Below are 15747 nucleotides of genomic sequence, written 5' to 3' on the forward strand. Positions count from 1 at the left end.
CCCGGCGCTCGATTTGAACTGGAGCGACGCCAAGGACTGGAAGGAGACGAGCCGGTATGACGATCGGATGGAATCCGACGCCCGTCTCCTTTACAATGCCGTCACCCACGAACCGGACGGAGTAATGCGATGGATTCGGCAATTTGATAAAGCCCGGCATTACTTTTTGGAGGCAATTGCATTAACACATGCTGCCAGCGAAAAAAAATTATTACAGCAAAAAATAATGCAGTGTTGCAGTTAATTTTTTAAATCTGCCTTTAACGGGATACTTTCTGCAATACATATTGCAGTATTTTTATTTTATAAATAATAAACTACTGTTTGTAATACCAATTATACATTGAAAGAATACTGTCAGCCTGAGCCTGTCGAAGGCGGCTTGACTATAGCACAGGTTTTGACAGGCCCAACCTGACATTTTTTAATCGGATAGATTCAATGTCTAATTGGTATAGTATTTTTTCGAACAAAATAAATGTAAGGTTGTTATAAAATAAAAATCATCTTATGGCAAATGCTACAATAGAATTAGTGAATGCATTAAGAGAAACTGCCCACCGTTTGCGTAATGGGGCTAATTATTCCTGGGGGCATCATGGAGCCTGTAATTGCGGTAACCTGCTGCAGGTGGTTACGCATTTAAGCGAAAGTGAAATACGGAAGTATGCACACACTGCCAATGGCGAGTGGACCGAGTTGGCACAGCAATTTTGTCCTGTTACCAATGCGCCACTCACATTAGTTATTACAAAGTTGGAAGCATTAGGGCTAACACCCACCGACATTCACCACATAGAATATCTTACTGACAGGGAAGTATTGCAAAATTTACCCGGAGGTTTTCGCTGGCTAAAACGTAATAAAAAAGAAGATGCGATAATTTATTTTGAAACGTTTGCAAACTTGCTGGAAGAAAAATTACTAAGTAACCTCCACATTAATATTAATACTATTGTACCTGCAAAAAAAACAGTAAAAGCAGTTGAAGAAATTATCTATGCTTGATTTTTATATATTGGCTTTATTTTAAATTATTCATCCTAATTTACCTGCATGCGTTTTGAGTTTGGTTTTTATAGTTCGATGCTGCTCATATTTTTTGTACATGGTATTGTGTATGCTCTATTGCTTTTTAAAAAAGGGATAAAAAACGAAAGTGCCTCCGATAAATGGCTGGCACTTTTTTTATTGTTCTGTGTTTTATACATTGCTCCGTGGATGCTTGGCTTTGGTGGCTGGTACGATAACCAGCCATACCGGGATATTTTATTTTATTCTCCTCTGCAGCATTTGTATTTTATGGGGCCGGTTATTTTCTTTTATGTACAAAGCCTTCTTAATCCTTCTTTTAAATTTGGTAAAAAAGAATGGCTGCATTTATTGCCGGGTATATTATATCTGTTATACAGTATTGTAATGGTAATAACAGATAAGATTATTTTAAAGCATTATTATTTTTTAGCCGATAATTCGGACAGAGATTTTGATGACTGGTACCAGCGATCCGGCCTTATTTCTATGATCATTTACTTTGTTATTTCGCTCAGGTATTATCAATTGTACAAAAAATTAATGGTGCAGGTAATCAGTTATGCAGATGTGGTATTATTTAAATGGATAAAAAATTTTCTGCTGGCATTTTTAACTATGCAACTTTTGCAGGTAGCCTTTTATTTACTGGAGTTTATTTTTCCTCAACTAAATAATTACATCGGCACCTGGTGGTTCTTCTTCTCTTTTGCAATTGTGTTTTATTATATCGCCATCACCGGTTATTCTAATTCTATCGAAACAAAAGTGCCGTTTAAGCTTAACCTGATAACTTATAAACCTTCTTTACTGTTACAAAATTTATACCCTAAAAATAATACTGCTACTTTTATTGAAGATGCAGAAATTATAGAAATTGAAAATGGTGAAACCGAAAAAAAACCGGATATAGATTTATTGGATGAATGGAAATCTAAAATTTCCGTTTTAATGGAAAGCGAAAAAATTTACGAAGACCCGGAGCTTTCATTAACTCAGGTTGCCAAACAACTTAAAACAAACCCTTCTTTATTGTCCAAAATAATTAACCAGGGCTTTCAATTAAACTTTAACGACTTTATAAATAATTACCGGATAACTGCGGTTAAAGAAAAATTGCAGGCCGGTGAGCAAAAAAAACAAACACTTTTAGGTATTGCATACGATTGTGGGTTTAACAGCAAAGCCACTTTTAACCGGGCTTTTAAAAAAACTACGGGAGCAAGTCCGAAAGAATGGTTGAAAAAAAATGAATGATATTTTTTAAAGTTATCGCTATTCATCAACAGCTTACTTAATTTGATACCGCCTCATCATAATTTGAGGCGGTTCTTTTTCTATGATACCTTTTTAACTGGGCTCAAATCATCTTTTGCAGCGACTGCCGCCTTACACCGAACCATCTTTGTGTTATCAAACCAAAATTTTTTTATGAAACAGTTGCTTTCCCTTTTCATCAGCCTTTTTTCTTTAACGGCTTTTGCCCAGCAAAAAGATAGTTTGCCACAAAAAGATACCAGTTCGTTTAATCAAACAAAAAAATTAAACGAGGTAATCGTTAGTTCAAAAAAGCCATTTATTGAGCAGCAGATAGATAAAACGGTAATAAATGTACAGGCGGATATTACAGCAATCGGCAGCAATGCTTTTGAAATTTTACAAAAAGCACCCGGCATAAATATTACTGGCGAAGATGTAATAAATATGAGTGGCAAGGCAGGCGTAAATGTGCTGATAGATGGCCGCCCCACACAAATGAGCAGCAAAGAGCTGGCAAATTTTTTACGCAGCATGCCCGGCAGCACTATAGAAAAAATTGAACTTATCACCAATCCTTCTTCCAGGTTTGATGCACAGGGCAATGCCGGTATCATTAACATCAGGCTTAAAAAAAATAAAATAAAAGGTACTAATGGCAATATTACAGCAGGCTATCAGCAGCAGGTACATTACCGCAGCAACGGGGCCTTTAATATTAATCACCGCCAGGGAAAAATTAATGCCTTTGCCAACGTAAGTATAAATAATAATTTGCAACATACCGATGGTGTTATCAGCAGAAATGTACAGGTGGGCAACGTTATTAAAAACTTCAACAATATTACTACAGATATAGATAGAAATTTAAGCAACAACACAAGGTGGGGTCTTGATTTTTATAAAAACAAGAAAAACACTTTCGGTTTTTTATTTACCAGTGGCGGCAACCGTAATCCTTTTAATACACCGGGCATTACCAATATCAGCAGCAATGGTAATATTGATTCTTCCTTACTAACTACCAATGATAATTTGTATAAAAACCGCCGCTACAATACCAACTTAAATTATAAGTACGAAGATACTTTGGGTAATGAGTTAAACATAGATGCCGATTATACTTATTTTAAAAATACAAATATTACTAATCTTACTACTGATTATTTAGATCAGTCTAATACAAAATACAATTTTACTGCTAACGATTTGGATGTGGCCACCAAAATAAATATCTATGCTGTAAAAGCAGATTATATAAAGCAACTAAAAATAATAAATGCTAAAATTGAAACCGGATTTAAATTAAGTAATGTAACCACGAATAATAATTTATTAGCTGCTTCTTTAAATGGATCAGTAATGAAAGCCGATACCGGAAGAAGTAACCAATTTAATTACAAAGAAAATATTTATGCTGCGTATGCAAATTTTGGCAGGCAAATAAAAAAATTGGAGTACCAAATTGGTGTTCGGGTAGAAAATTCAGTAGTAAAAGGCACGTCGGTTGATTTAAGAAATACAAAAATTAATAACCCCGATACTAACTATATCAATATTTTTTCCACAGCATTTTTAAGCTATAAAATAAATGATAAAAATATGTTTGCGGTGTCTTACAGCAAAAGAATTAACCGCCCCGATTATCAATCCTTAAATCCTTTTGAAACCATTTATGATATTTATACTGCTGAAAAAGGCAATCCTTATTTAAAACCCCAGTACACTAATAATTTCGAAATAAAATATACTTACCGCTATGCACTTAATGTTGCTGTTGGCTACAATCATACAAAAGATTACAGCCAGACCATTACCACCCAAACTGGCCAGCTAACAACCGGTACACAAGCCAACATTGGTAGTTTAGATAATGGTTATCTAAACATAAGTGCGCCATTGCCCATTACAAAATGGTGGCAGGGTTATGCCAACATTACCGGTTTTTTTAATCATTACAAAGGGGTTTTGCCCAATGGTATTTTAAATGAAAAAACTTTTGGAATGAACTATTACATACAGCAAAATTTTACACTCGGCAAAGGATGGACTACGCAGGTTAGCAGTTGGTTTAATGCTGCTACCAAAGAAGCCATTTTTAAAAGTAAATCTTTAGGCAGTTTAGATTTTGGGTTAAGAAAAAATATTTTAAAAGCCAAAGGCTCCCTGCGTTTATCTGTAGCGGATGTTTTTAATACACAACGCTGGCAGCAAACCGTACAATTTGCCAATATGGATTTTAGCTACTACCGTAAATGGGAAAGCCGTGGAATTAGATTACAGTTTAGCTGGAGCTTTGGTAAAACAAGTTTTAAAGAAAGAGAGCGGCAAACCAGCCAGGATGCTGATAGAATAAAAGTAAAAAATTAATGCTAATACAATTTCTAATGCTCTTTGTTTTGTAATTACAACAAACAGCAATTGTTAATCTAACCATTGTTATGCGTACCTTCAATAAATGAAAAGTGCTTTAGAAAATGTTTTACAAAAACACCAGCCCGATTTTTGCCCGGTAATAAATTTTAACGCGGCTAAAGAAAAAATTGCGCCTATTAATTTATCTAAAACCAATACGGAGTTAACAGAAGAAGTTTACAGCGATACCAAAAGTTTTTCGAGCTATATTGACAACCTAAAAAAAGAGCAGGGTGCAAAATTTTTAATTGGCGGCTATGCCGAATTAAGGGATATGTACAAACGCAGCTTGCTTTTTGATGAAGAAAAAAAATATGGTATTGAAAAGCCTGTAGCCGAAGAACCGAGAAGATTACATATTGGTACAGATATTTGGGGCGATGCAGGAACAAAAATATTTGTACCTGTTGGTGGTATGGTACACAGTTTTGCCTATAATAATAATTTTGGCGATTATGGCGCTACAATTATTTTACAGCACCAGTTAGATACCATTGTTTTTCATACACTGTACGGCCATTTAAGTTTGGGAGATCTGGCACCTTTGCAGGAAGGAAAATATGTGGGCCGTGGAGAATTACTGGCACATTTTGGCGCACCAAAAGATAATGGTAACTGGCCACCGCACCTGCATTTTCAAATTATTGATGATTTGCGTTTGTACGAAGGCGATTATCCCGGAGTATGCAAAGTATCGGAAAGTGAAAAGTATTTAAACAATTGCCCCAACCCGGATTTGATCATAAATTTAATGCGTTACCTGGCATAAAATCTACCTGCCAAAATCAAGCTGTGTAACTGCAAAAAAACCTGTAATAAATAAAACAACTGTACTTATCACAAGCCCTAAAACCCAGGCTTTATTTTTTTGATAATTAGCTATGGCCATAATTATTGCACCCAAAATATTAACTATGGCAACGGGTATTGCAATAATGCCATAAGTTCCAAAAAAAGTTTGCCATTCAAACTTATCGGTGGCAAAATATCCTAATGCAATTAATAGCGGTACGGCAATTTGTACTGCCAGGATTTTAAGGGGTAATTTCATTTAAAAGAGTTTGAGCTAAAGATAATTGTAAGTGCAGTAATGTAATAGCAGGCTAAGTTAATATTACGCAAAATATGAGTGGCTTTGCAAAACAGTGTGTTACTAAAAATAATTTTACGTAAATGAATAGGTGTCAGCAGCAATTTTAACCGAACTTTTCCCGTTAAAGTATGTTTAATAACGACACATCTAAAAGATAAAAAACATAACTTTGCTCATTAAAATATTACAGCATGGAGCTAACTCCCGGCACACTTCTTAAAAATATCGATTCGCCAGCAGATTTAAAAAAACTCAGCAGGGAACAATTGCACCAGGTTTGTGATGAGCTTCGGCAGTATATTGTTGATATTGTAAGTGTGCATGGCGGCCACTTTGGCGCCAGTTTGGGAGTGGTGGAATTAAGTGTGGCATTACATTATGTGTACAATACTCCTTACGATCAGTTGGTATGGGATGTAGGCCACCAGGCTTATGGCCATAAAATTTTAACCGGCCGCAGAGATAATTTCCCTTCTAACAGAAAATATAAAGGCCTTAGTGGTTTTCCTAAACGCAGCGAAAGTGAGTACGATACTTTTGGCGTGGGCCATTCTTCTACCTCCATAAGTGCTGCATTAGGCATGGCCATGGCAGCAAAATATAAAGGGGAAGACAGAAAAAGTGTAGCCGTAATTGGCGATGGTGCAATGACGGCAGGTTTGGCTTTTGAAGCCATGAATCATGCAGGTGTAGCCGATTCGGATGTGCTGATTATTTTAAATGATAATTGCATGAGCATCGACCCAAATGTGGGGGCGCTAAAAGAATATTTAACCGACATTACCACTTCTCAAACGTATAATAAAGTAAAAGATGAGGTGTGGAATTTATTAGGTAAACTGCCTGTTGGTAAAAACTTCAGCCGTACCATGGCACACAAACTTACAGAAGGTGTAAAAGGAATGGTGAGCAGTAAAGCCAATTTATTTGAAGCATTGAAGCTGCGTTATTTTGGGCCGATAGATGGCCACAATATTACCAAACTGGTAGATACTTTACAGGATTTAAAACATATAGCCGGCCCTAAAATTTTACACATTGTTACAGTAAAGGGAAAAGGATACGATTTGGCAGAAAAAGACCAAACGCTTTGGCATGCACCCGGTTTGTTTGATAAAGTAACCGGCAAAATTCAAAAGAAAACTTTTGAATTACCACAGCCCATGAAATACCAGGATGTATTTGGACATACCATTATTGAGCTGGCAGAAATGAATGGAAAAATATTTGGGATCACTCCTGCAATGCCCAGCGGATCTTCTTTAAAATATATGATGGCAAAAATGCCCGACCGTGCTTTTGATGTGGGCATTGCCGAGCAACATGCCGTAACCGTTAGTGCCGGTATGGCAACACAGGGCATGAAAGTTTTTTGCAACATCTATTCTTCTTTTATGCAAAGGGCTTACGATATGGTGGTGCATGATGTGGCTATACAAAAACTACCCGTAATATTTTGTTTAGACAGGGCAGGGCTTGTAGGTGAAGATGGTCCAACGCATCACGGCTGTTACGATATAGCTTTTATGCGCTGCATACCTAATTTAATTGTGGCTGCGCCGATGAACGAAAGAGAATTGCGTAACATGATGTACACCGCACAATTGGATACTTTGCAATTACCCATTGTAATTCGTTATCCCCGTGGCGAAGGTGTAATGCCCGAATTGCAAAAAGATACCATGGCGCAAAAATATCCTTTTGAAGAAATACAAATTGGTAGAGGCCGTAAATTGAAGGACGGAGAAAATATTGCGATACTTTCTTTTGGCCATCCCGGCAACTTTGCTGCTGCTGCTATCCGTGATGTAAAAGCTGATGGCATTAATCCTGCACATTACGATATGCGTTTTGCAAAACCTTTGGATGAAGAAATGTTGCATGAAGTGTTTGCAAAATTTGATAAGATAGTTACAGTAGAAGATGGAACTGTAGTAGGAGGATTTGGTTCTGCCGTATTAGAATTTATGAATGAACATAATTACAAAGCCACTGTAAAAATAATGGGCATCCCCGATAAATTAATTGAACACGGCTCTCCTAAACAATTGTATAATGAAATTGGAATTGATGCTAATGGTATTGCAGTAATGTTGAGAGAAATTAGTACTGTGAGTGTGGCGGAATTGGTGAAATAAATTTCATCAAAAAATATTTTTAATTTTAAGTATGCAAACTGCATACTTTTTTTATTACCATAATTAGCTAAGTATGTATCAAACTAAACCGCAACGTTTAATAATTGGTAAAGGGCAAATCAGTGGTTACATTTCCATCTTCCTTTCTATTTTAGCATTGGCAAGTATTTTGTGTTTTATTTTTCCTGAAAAATTAACTACACCGGAGTTTAGAGAAATATATACAGCACAATCAATGCAAATACTGATTAAGGCAGTAATTATTTTGTCGTTTGGTTTTGCTTTACTCAGTTTATTGTTAAGTAAAAAAATACAATTGGCAGCTATTGGTGCCGGTATTGCAGGCATTGCAATTCTGCTGGGAGTATTAAAAGTTCAAGGCTCTGCAGTTCAAAAATCCAGTTGGTATTTTGGGTTAGACTGGATGCTTTTAGATTTATTGCTGATGACAGTAATTTTTATTCCTGTAGAATTATTCTTCCCAAAAAATAAAAATCAAACTAAATTTCATGAAGAGTGGCGAACAGATTTGGTTTATTTTGTCATCAGCCATTTGTTTATTCAGTTCTTTGGCATCATCACCCAAAAACCTGCTGTTGTATTTTTTGGTTGGATAGGCTTGGATAAAGTACATATCTGGATACAGCAGTTACCGTTTTTTGCCGCATTGCTAATTGCTTTTTTTACAACCGATTTTTTTCAATACTGGGCACACCGCATTTTTCATAACCACGTTTATTTATGGCGTTTTCATTCTGTACATCACTCTACACAACACATGGATTGGCTTGCAGGAAGCAGAACTCATTTTATAGATATATTTTTTACCAGGGCCATCACGTTTATTCCTTTGTACGTATTGGGTTTTTCGCCTGCTGTTTTTAATACCTACATAATTTTTATTGCTATCCATGCTGTATTAATTCATGCTAATACAAGAATTAATTTTGGCTTTTTAAAATACATTATTACCACACCACAATACCATCACTGGCACCATTGCGAAGACCCAAAATATTATGGAAAAAACTTTGCGGCACTTTTTCCTTTTATTGATATGATGTTTGGCACTTATTATTTGCCGGAAAAAGTATGGCCCGAAGGTACCGGCGTACATGAATCGCAATACCCTAAAGGTTTTGTAAAGCAAACTGTCTATCCATTTACAAAAAGCCCTTTTGATGATAATTTAAAAATGGAAGAACGAAGCAGCAGGTAAAACTAAATATACTTAACTGTTTACTACATTCCTTTTATTCATTACATTTAAGTATGCAAATGTTGAAATGTATATCAATAAACGCATACTTATTTTTCTGTGCTGCATCAGCCATTGCACAGCAAATTCCCTTTGTAAATTATACCCCAAAAGAAGGATTGGTAAATAACAGGGTAAAAAAAATTGCACAGGATAATAAAGGGCAATTATTCTTTCTTACGTTTGGCGGATTAAGTATTTACGATGGTACCGGTTTTACCAATTTTACAAAAGCCGATGGCCTTGCAAGCGATGTAGTGAATGATGCGGTAGAAATGGGAGCCGATTCTGTATGGATTGCCACCAACACCAACGGGTTAAATTATTTTTCTAAAAGCAGCATACATAAATTTAAAACTGCGGATGGGTTTTGCCCTATAATAAATTCATTTTATAAAAATAAAGAAGGCCAGCTTTTTGCTGCATGCGACGAAGGCTTGTTTATTTTTAAAGATAACCGTTTTACAATGCTGCCGGTTTTTAAAGATAGCAGCGAAGATTTTTTGAATATAATATTTCAGGCGGGTGATTATTTATTGATTGCAACCGATCTGCTGCTCGGTAAATACCGCACTGATCTGTTGGTGTACAATGTAAAAACAAAAACAATTGTAACAAGTGTAAAAGGAATTGCATGCACTTCAATTACAGAAATAGAAGGCGATATATGGCTGGCATGTACAAAAGAAATACTAATAATTGATAAGCAGCAACTGCAGCAGGGAAATGTTATTTTTAAGCCGTTGCCTTTAAAATTTCAGCAGCTAAAAAATAATGCTTATGGTTTTGTGTTTTATGATAGCAATAAAAACTTATGGGCTTCGCAAAGCCAAAAAGGTTTACTTAAGATAAGCACTGCCGGTACTGTAAAAAATTATACTTCAGCCAATGGCCTGCTGAGTAATAATGTAGCCGGGCTGTACGAAGACAGGGAATCTGCATTATGGTTTATTAATGACAATTACGGCGTACAAAAATTAGTAAGTAATAATATTGAATTAATTTCCAGGCCGTTTGGTTCTTATATACAATCGCTTGCAGTAAACAGTGCAGGCGATTCTGTTTATTACTGGGATATGTTGCAGAAAAAAATATTTTTACAAACAACAGCAGGCCTGAAAATATATACTGTAAAAAATATTGGTAACGATTTTAGTAACCTGTCAGTATCTGGCAACAACCTGTATTTAAACAGCGGTAAAACTATTTATCACTTTACAATTGCTCAATTAAATTACGGGGTTATTGCACCCACATTAATTTATGCCGAAAGCGTAAATAACATGAACAGAAGTATTATAGATGCTAATGGTATTATAACAATACAGGGCATCTATCAACTTAACACCATTTTTAGCCCAACAATAATAAGTAAAAGCAAAATAAAATATTATATTGATGAAGGTACAGTTGACAGCAAAGGCAGGCTTTGGTTTGTATCAAGAGCAGGTGAATTGTATGTAATGAAAACAAACAGTAAACAACCCGAAAATTATTTGCAGTTGTTAAAAGATTATACCAGCCAGGTAAAAATAACAGCACCCCGTTCGGTAACTGCTGATAAGTTTGATAATATATGGGTGGGTACAAGAGAGGATGGATTGTATTGTTTTAAGATTAATGAAAATATGGAATTACAACTCCTTAAACACATTTCTAAAAAAGAAGGATTAACTGCAAGTTTTATAACTTTTCTTTATTGCGATAAAGCAGGTGCAATATGGGCCGGTACTTCTTCGGGCATTGATAAAATTACCTGGGATAAAGATGATGTGATAATAGACAATATTTCTAAACGCAGTAATTTATACCCGTTTATTTATACCATAAATGAAGATAATAATCATAATATACTGGCATTAACTGCCGATGGAGGATTGGTAAAAATTGCTGCAGAGCAAAACAATGTTTCATCATTTGCGCCTCAACTATTTATAAAAAATATAAATGCAGGTAACAATATTTTTTCGGGTATAAATATTCCTGCTGCTTTTTCTTATAAACAAAATAATATTTCCATTCATGTAGCAAGTCCATCTTTTTACGATGAAAAACAAATTAAGTACAGTTATATTTTAGAAGGCAGCGGTAACAGCAACTGGAGTGATGCGTCAACAAATGCGGTGTTAAGTTTCATTAATCTTTCTCCAGCTTCTTATACTTTAAAAATTAAAGCAACTTATCCTGCATCAAGATACACGGAGAAAATTATTAGCTATTCTTTCTCCATCAATCCTCCCTGGTGGCAAACCTGGTGGTTTAAAATTTTAATGAGTTTACTGGTAGTGGGCATATTGATTTTGATGATAAGAAGTTATTATAAACGTAAATTAGAAAAACAAAAAATAGTTTTAGAAAAGCAGCAGGCTATAGAAAAAGAAAGAAGCCGTATTGCATCCGACATACATGATGATTTGGGAGCCGGGCTTTCCACCATCCGTTTCTTAAGCGAAAAAGTAAAACGCAACAGCTTTAGCGATACCACAAAACTTGATGCAGAAAAAATTGTAAATAATTCCAATGAGCTGGTGCAAAAAATGAATGAACTCATTTGGGCAATGAACGAAAAAAATGATACGCTGGAAGATCTGTTATTTTATGCCCGTTCGTATGCAGCAGAATATGGAGAGGAAAATAATTTGCAGATGCATATTTTTATGCCAGAAAAAATTCCTGAAATAATGGTAGCAGGAGAAATGCGGAGGAATGTTTTTTTAACCTTAAAAGAAAGCCTGCACAATATTGTAAAGCATGCCGGAGCAAAAAAAGTTATTATCAAATTTAACACTGATAAAAATCTTTCTGTAATCATTAAGGATGATGGTAAAGGATTTGAAAATATAAATAAAGAAGGTAATGGTTTAAAAAATATGAAAAAACGTATTGATTCAATAGGAGGATTTTTTGAGATAATAAATGATGGTGGTGTAACAGTAAATATAAGAGTGCCTTTAAAATAAAATTCGGCTTCTTATAACTTTTGTTCTATTGCCATCATTTTACTATAGTTTATTTTTACAAGTATGCAGCCAATAAAAATTTGTTTGGTAGAAGATTTAAAAGAAGTACGGGATGGTATGACCAGTCTGCTTACCATGGACGAACGTTTTGAATTACTCAGCACATTTGCTGATGCTGAAAAAGCAGCTGAAGAATTACCGGCCTGGCAACCCGATATTGTAATTATGGATATTAATCTGCCCGGTATGAATGGTATTGAATGTATAAAAAAAGTAAAAGGGCTTTGCCCCAAAAGCCAGTTTATAATGTTTACTATTTACGAAGACGATGAAAAAGTTTTTGAAGCATTAGCCGCAGGGGCAAGCGGGTATTTATTAAAGAAAACGCCTTTTATAAAAATGGCTGAAGGCTTACTGGAATTGCACAGTGGAGGCAGCCCCATGAGTACACAAATTGCCCGAAAAGTTATTAAACGTTTTCAAAATAATGAAACTAAAAAGCAGGTTGAAAATTTATCGCCAAGGGAAAATGAAATATTACTGCTTTTAGCAAAAGGATTATTGTATAAAGAAATTGCCACACAACTTTCAATTGCAACCGATACGGTGCGCCAGCACATACACCACATTTACGAAAAGCTGCATGTACAAAACCGTACAGAAGCTATTAATAAAGCTTACGGAAAAAATTGAATATTCTTTTTATTTGCTTTACTTAATTCTCTGTTTTTTCACCACTAACTTTTGTACTATTGACTTTGCTTTAACAACAAAATAATTTTATGCTGCGATTTAAAAAAATTACACCGGGCAGCAAAACTGCTTTACAAAAATTTTGCAGCATGAAACAATTTTCATTCTTCACCTACCAATGCTTTCTTTCCCTGCTATCACTTTTAATTGTAGAAAAAGCCCAGTCTCAAAATGTAGGCATCGGCACTACCACACCACAGGCAACGTTAGATGTAAAAGGAAACCAACGTACTGGCGGTTTATCCAGCTATGTAACCTTCGATTCTGCAACGGGGCGAATGGAATGGAAAAATTCAAACCTCTATGTTCCCGTTAGCCAGGCATTGATGAAACATTCTGCCGCAGGCGATGGACTGTTTTATAACAATACCGCTCCAACAAGCGGACAACTGGAATATCGCAATGCTTTAGGAGAACCGGTATTTTACAGCAACTTTACACACGGCAATGGTTATTTCAAAAACTTTCTTGGTATAGGTACTACAAACCCTGGTACTAATTTACACATTGAAAGCAACAACAACTTTCCATTAATAATTAATGGCGCTTCCAATTTATTTATTAGCTGGGCAGAAAATAATAATTATCGTGGCTATTTAGGTTCTTTTGCCGGTAATCCTGAAGACATTGATTTTGGAACTTATTTTGGCAACAATGGTAAAATTCATTTTACTACTGCCAATATTCCAAGAGTAACCATTGATGCTCCCGGCAATATGGGCATAGGTACCGTAAACCCCACTAACCCTTTGAGCTTTCCCGCTGTGCTCAGCAAAAAAATCAGCTTGTATCCGGGAGCCAGTGGAGATGCAGGATTGGGTGTGTCGGGTAATCTTCTTAAAATTTACGCCGACCATCCTGCTGCTGATGTAGCTTTTGGCTATGATGACTATGTAAATGGCTTTATTGAAAGAATGAGGGTAAGAGGAAATGGTAATGTGGGAATCGGTCAAACAAACCCTTCGGAAAAATTACAGGTTAGCGGTAATATTAAAGCCGATTCATTTAAATATTCTACACCCAAAACCTTTTTCTATAATCTTTCGGGCAGCGATTTCAGAGGATTTCTCAGCAGGGATACAACAACTGTCAGTCTTGGATCGGGTAGCATTTTTATGGGAAATACTGCCGCAACAAACGGTATAGTTGCCCCTGTGCATTTGCCACATGGCGCTAAAATGATAAACATTACTTATTACCTGGAGGATTTTTCTGCTGCACAAAATTTGCAAACGGTTTTTTACAGAAAGACTATTCTCAGCAATTTTTTTCCTGAGAATATAGGCGTAGTTAATTCATCAGGTTCAGCAGGTTTGGCAGCATACACCACACCGGTAAATTTTTTTAGCAACATTGTAGATAACACTTTATATACTTATTACCTGAATGTTTATACTACGCCATTTCCCAGCGCATGGTCCAGTTCTGCGTTAGGCCTCCGTGCGGTGATTATTGAGTACACACTTACAGAAGCTCAATAATTATAAAATAATTTTAGTGCAAGCTTACCTCCAAAGTATATTTTGAATTTGAACCGTATGAAATTCTTTTATTTTATTTACAATAGGTATTCTTAAAATGTAGTGGATGCTGGCACACAGATAAACACAGTGGTTAAAATAAAAAATCAATTAGAATTTTGCCAACTAAAAATTATTAAACGCTCACTCATCAAATCAATTTTTTTTCCACCGCAAGACGTATAAGGCTGGCTGTATTTTTTACTCCAAGTTTGGCCAGCAAATTTTTTCTATGGCTATCTACAGTAAAAGGGCTTAAAAATATTTTTTCTGCTATTTGCGGGTTCGTATAACCTTCAGCAATTAATTCTAACACTTCTTTTTCTCTTGATGTTAATGAGGGTAAATCATTCTTTTCCGATTTTTGATATTCCTGCAAAGCCATGCCCACTTCGCCACTAAAATAAATAAAGCCTTCGTGCACTGCATGTATGGCTTTTATCAATTCTTCTTTGGAAGAGTTTTTTAAGATATAGCCCGATGCTCCGTTCTCCACCATTTTTTTTATGTACAATCCCTGGTTAAAACTGCTGAGGCCTAAAATCATTATACCCGGGTATTTTTCTTTCATCACCGCACATAATTCCACACCATCCATGCCCGGCATGCTGATGTCCATCAATACCACATCGGCAGTATTGTTTACAAAAAATCCCAGGCAGGATGCAGCATTCATTGCCTGACCCATCCATGCCATATCTTTTTCGTTTTGCAGTAAAGAGTGAATGCCTTCTATTACCACAGGATGATCATCTACAATAAAAACACGAATCATATTTATATATTGAATTCAATATTTACCAAAGTTCCTTTACCTGTTTCTGAATGAATTTCTAATTGCCCTTTTAAATAATCTACCCTGGACTGGATACTCGTAAGCCCTGCGCCTTTGTTATTTTTTATTAATGCGGTATCAAATCCTTTACCATCATCTTCTACAATAATACTTAAACGGCCTTCTTCTTTTACCACTTGCACCGTAGCTTCTTTTGCAGCCGCATGTTTCATAATATTATTCAGCAGTTCCTGTATGATGCGGTAAATAATTATTTCTCCAGATTTTTCCAGTCTTGTATCCATCCCGATAGACTGGTATTTTACAGAAAGCAAATTGGTAGCATTAATGCTGTTGCAATATTCTTTCAATGCTTCATCCAGTCCAAATTTGGTCAGTAATTCTGGCATCATATTATGCGCCACACGCCGCAGTTCTTTTATAGAAGTGTCCAGCATATCTAATGACCGTTCAAACACAGTCATGTTATCGGGTGTTATAATTAAATTGTCTTTCATATTGCTTAAGGAAAATTTTACGCCAGAT

The 15747-nt window shown here is 35.8% G+C and carries 13 protein-coding genes; 10 read left to right on the top strand and 3 right to left on the bottom strand.

Annotated elements, in window-relative coordinates:
* From ACY651_RS05780 to ACY651_RS05800, 5 genes are all read left to right on the top strand, one after another.
* Positions 1-244: hypothetical protein (locus tag ACY651_RS05780; protein ID WP_462250642.1), on the top strand; the 244-nt coding region annotated here is incomplete at its 5' end.
* 266 nt (positions 245-510) lie between these two features.
* The gene (locus ACY651_RS05785; protein ID WP_462250644.1) at positions 511-1008 is read left to right on the top strand and encodes a hypothetical protein; all 498 of its coding nucleotides are present in this window, start codon (positions 511-513) and stop codon (positions 1006-1008) included.
* 48 nt (positions 1009-1056) lie between these two features.
* Positions 1057-2289 (top strand): helix-turn-helix domain-containing protein, encoded by a 1233-nt coding sequence (locus ACY651_RS05790; RefSeq protein WP_462250646.1) that lies wholly within the window; start codon positions 1057-1059, stop codon positions 2287-2289.
* A 174-nt stretch (positions 2290-2463) separates the two neighbouring features.
* The gene (locus ACY651_RS05795; RefSeq protein WP_462250648.1) at positions 2464-4659 is read left to right on the top strand and encodes a TonB-dependent receptor domain-containing protein; all 2196 of its coding nucleotides are present in this window, start codon (positions 2464-2466) and stop codon (positions 4657-4659) included.
* An 88-nt stretch (positions 4660-4747) separates the two neighbouring features.
* Positions 4748-5473, top strand: coding sequence for a peptidoglycan DD-metalloendopeptidase family protein (locus ACY651_RS05800; RefSeq protein ID WP_462250650.1), 726 nt, complete (start codon positions 4748-4750; stop codon positions 5471-5473).
* A 3-nt stretch (positions 5474-5476) separates the two neighbouring features.
* On the opposite strand, the gene ACY651_RS05805 is transcribed toward ACY651_RS05800, so the two are convergent.
* Positions 5477-5755 carry a hypothetical protein gene (locus ACY651_RS05805; RefSeq protein ID WP_462250652.1) on the bottom strand — a complete coding sequence of 93 codons (279 nt, stop codon included), beginning with the start codon at positions 5753-5755 and terminating at the stop codon, positions 5477-5479.
* A 233-nt stretch (positions 5756-5988) separates the two neighbouring features.
* On the opposite strand from ACY651_RS05805, the gene dxs reads away from it, so the two are divergent.
* The 5 genes from dxs to ACY651_RS05830 all read left to right on the top strand — a co-directional run bounded on the left by dxs (position 5989) and on the right by ACY651_RS05830 (position 14387).
* Positions 5989-7935 carry a 1-deoxy-D-xylulose-5-phosphate synthase gene (dxs, locus tag ACY651_RS05810; protein WP_462250654.1) on the top strand — a complete coding sequence of 649 codons (1947 nt, stop codon included), beginning with the start codon at positions 5989-5991 and terminating at the stop codon, positions 7933-7935.
* Positions 7936-8008: 73 nt separating this feature from the next.
* Positions 8009-9154, top strand: coding sequence for a sterol desaturase family protein (locus tag ACY651_RS05815; RefSeq protein ID WP_462250656.1), 1146 nt, complete (start codon positions 8009-8011; stop codon positions 9152-9154).
* A gap of 59 nt (positions 9155-9213) precedes the next feature.
* Complete coding sequence (locus ACY651_RS05820) at positions 9214-12153, top strand: sensor histidine kinase (protein WP_462250658.1); 2940 nt, start codon at positions 9214-9216, stop codon at positions 12151-12153.
* 63 nt (positions 12154-12216) lie between these two features.
* A complete protein-coding gene (locus ACY651_RS05825) occupies positions 12217-12846 on the top strand; it encodes a response regulator transcription factor (RefSeq protein WP_462250660.1) in 630 nt (209 codons plus the stop codon).
* An 89-nt stretch (positions 12847-12935) separates the two neighbouring features.
* Positions 12936-14387 carry a hypothetical protein gene (locus ACY651_RS05830; protein WP_462250662.1) on the top strand — a complete coding sequence of 484 codons (1452 nt, stop codon included), beginning with the start codon at positions 12936-12938 and terminating at the stop codon, positions 14385-14387.
* Positions 14388-14577: 190 nt separating this feature from the next.
* Here the strand turns inward: ACY651_RS05830 and ACY651_RS05835 are convergent, their stop codons facing one another.
* The gene (locus ACY651_RS05835; RefSeq protein ID WP_462250664.1) at positions 14578-15201 is read right to left on the bottom strand and encodes a response regulator; all 624 of its coding nucleotides are present in this window, start codon (positions 15199-15201) and stop codon (positions 14578-14580) included.
* A gap of 2 nt (positions 15202-15203) precedes the next feature.
* A partial coding sequence (locus ACY651_RS05840; protein ID WP_462250666.1) for a sensor histidine kinase occupies positions 15204-15747 on the bottom strand: 544 nt, incomplete at its 5' end.

The organism is Ferruginibacter sp., assembly GCF_031391665.1.
GTDB lineage: Bacteria > Bacteroidota > Bacteroidia > Chitinophagales > Chitinophagaceae > Ferruginibacter.

What these genes read in the sequence shown, in the direction of transcription:
- ACY651_RS05825 (WP_462250660.1), top strand. Translation starts at nt 12,217, where the DNA reads ATGCAGCCAATAAAAATTTGTTTGGTAGAAGATTTAAAAGAAGTACGG.
- ACY651_RS05785 (WP_462250644.1), top strand. Translation starts at nt 511, where the DNA reads ATGGCAAATGCTACAATAGAATTAGTGAATGCATTAAGAGAAACTGCC.
- ACY651_RS05820 (WP_462250658.1), top strand. Translation starts at nt 9,214, where the DNA reads ATGTTGAAATGTATATCAATAAACGCATACTTATTTTTCTGTGCTGCA.
- ACY651_RS05805 (WP_462250652.1), bottom strand. Translation starts at nt 5,755, where the DNA reads ATGAAATTACCCCTTAAAATCCTGGCAGTACAAATTGCCGTACCGCTA.
- ACY651_RS05795 (WP_462250648.1), top strand. Translation starts at nt 2,464, where the DNA reads ATGAAACAGTTGCTTTCCCTTTTCATCAGCCTTTTTTCTTTAACGGCT.
- ACY651_RS05835 (WP_462250664.1), bottom strand. Translation starts at nt 15,201, where the DNA reads ATGATTCGTGTTTTTATTGTAGATGATCATCCTGTGGTAATAGAAGGC.
- ACY651_RS05790 (WP_462250646.1), top strand. Translation starts at nt 1,057, where the DNA reads ATGCGTTTTGAGTTTGGTTTTTATAGTTCGATGCTGCTCATATTTTTT.
- ACY651_RS05830 (WP_462250662.1), top strand. Translation starts at nt 12,936, where the DNA reads ATGCTGCGATTTAAAAAAATTACACCGGGCAGCAAAACTGCTTTACAA.
- ACY651_RS05800 (WP_462250650.1), top strand. Translation starts at nt 4,748, where the DNA reads ATGAAAAGTGCTTTAGAAAATGTTTTACAAAAACACCAGCCCGATTTT.
- dxs (WP_462250654.1), top strand. Translation starts at nt 5,989, where the DNA reads ATGGAGCTAACTCCCGGCACACTTCTTAAAAATATCGATTCGCCAGCA.
- ACY651_RS05815 (WP_462250656.1), top strand. Translation starts at nt 8,009, where the DNA reads ATGTATCAAACTAAACCGCAACGTTTAATAATTGGTAAAGGGCAAATC.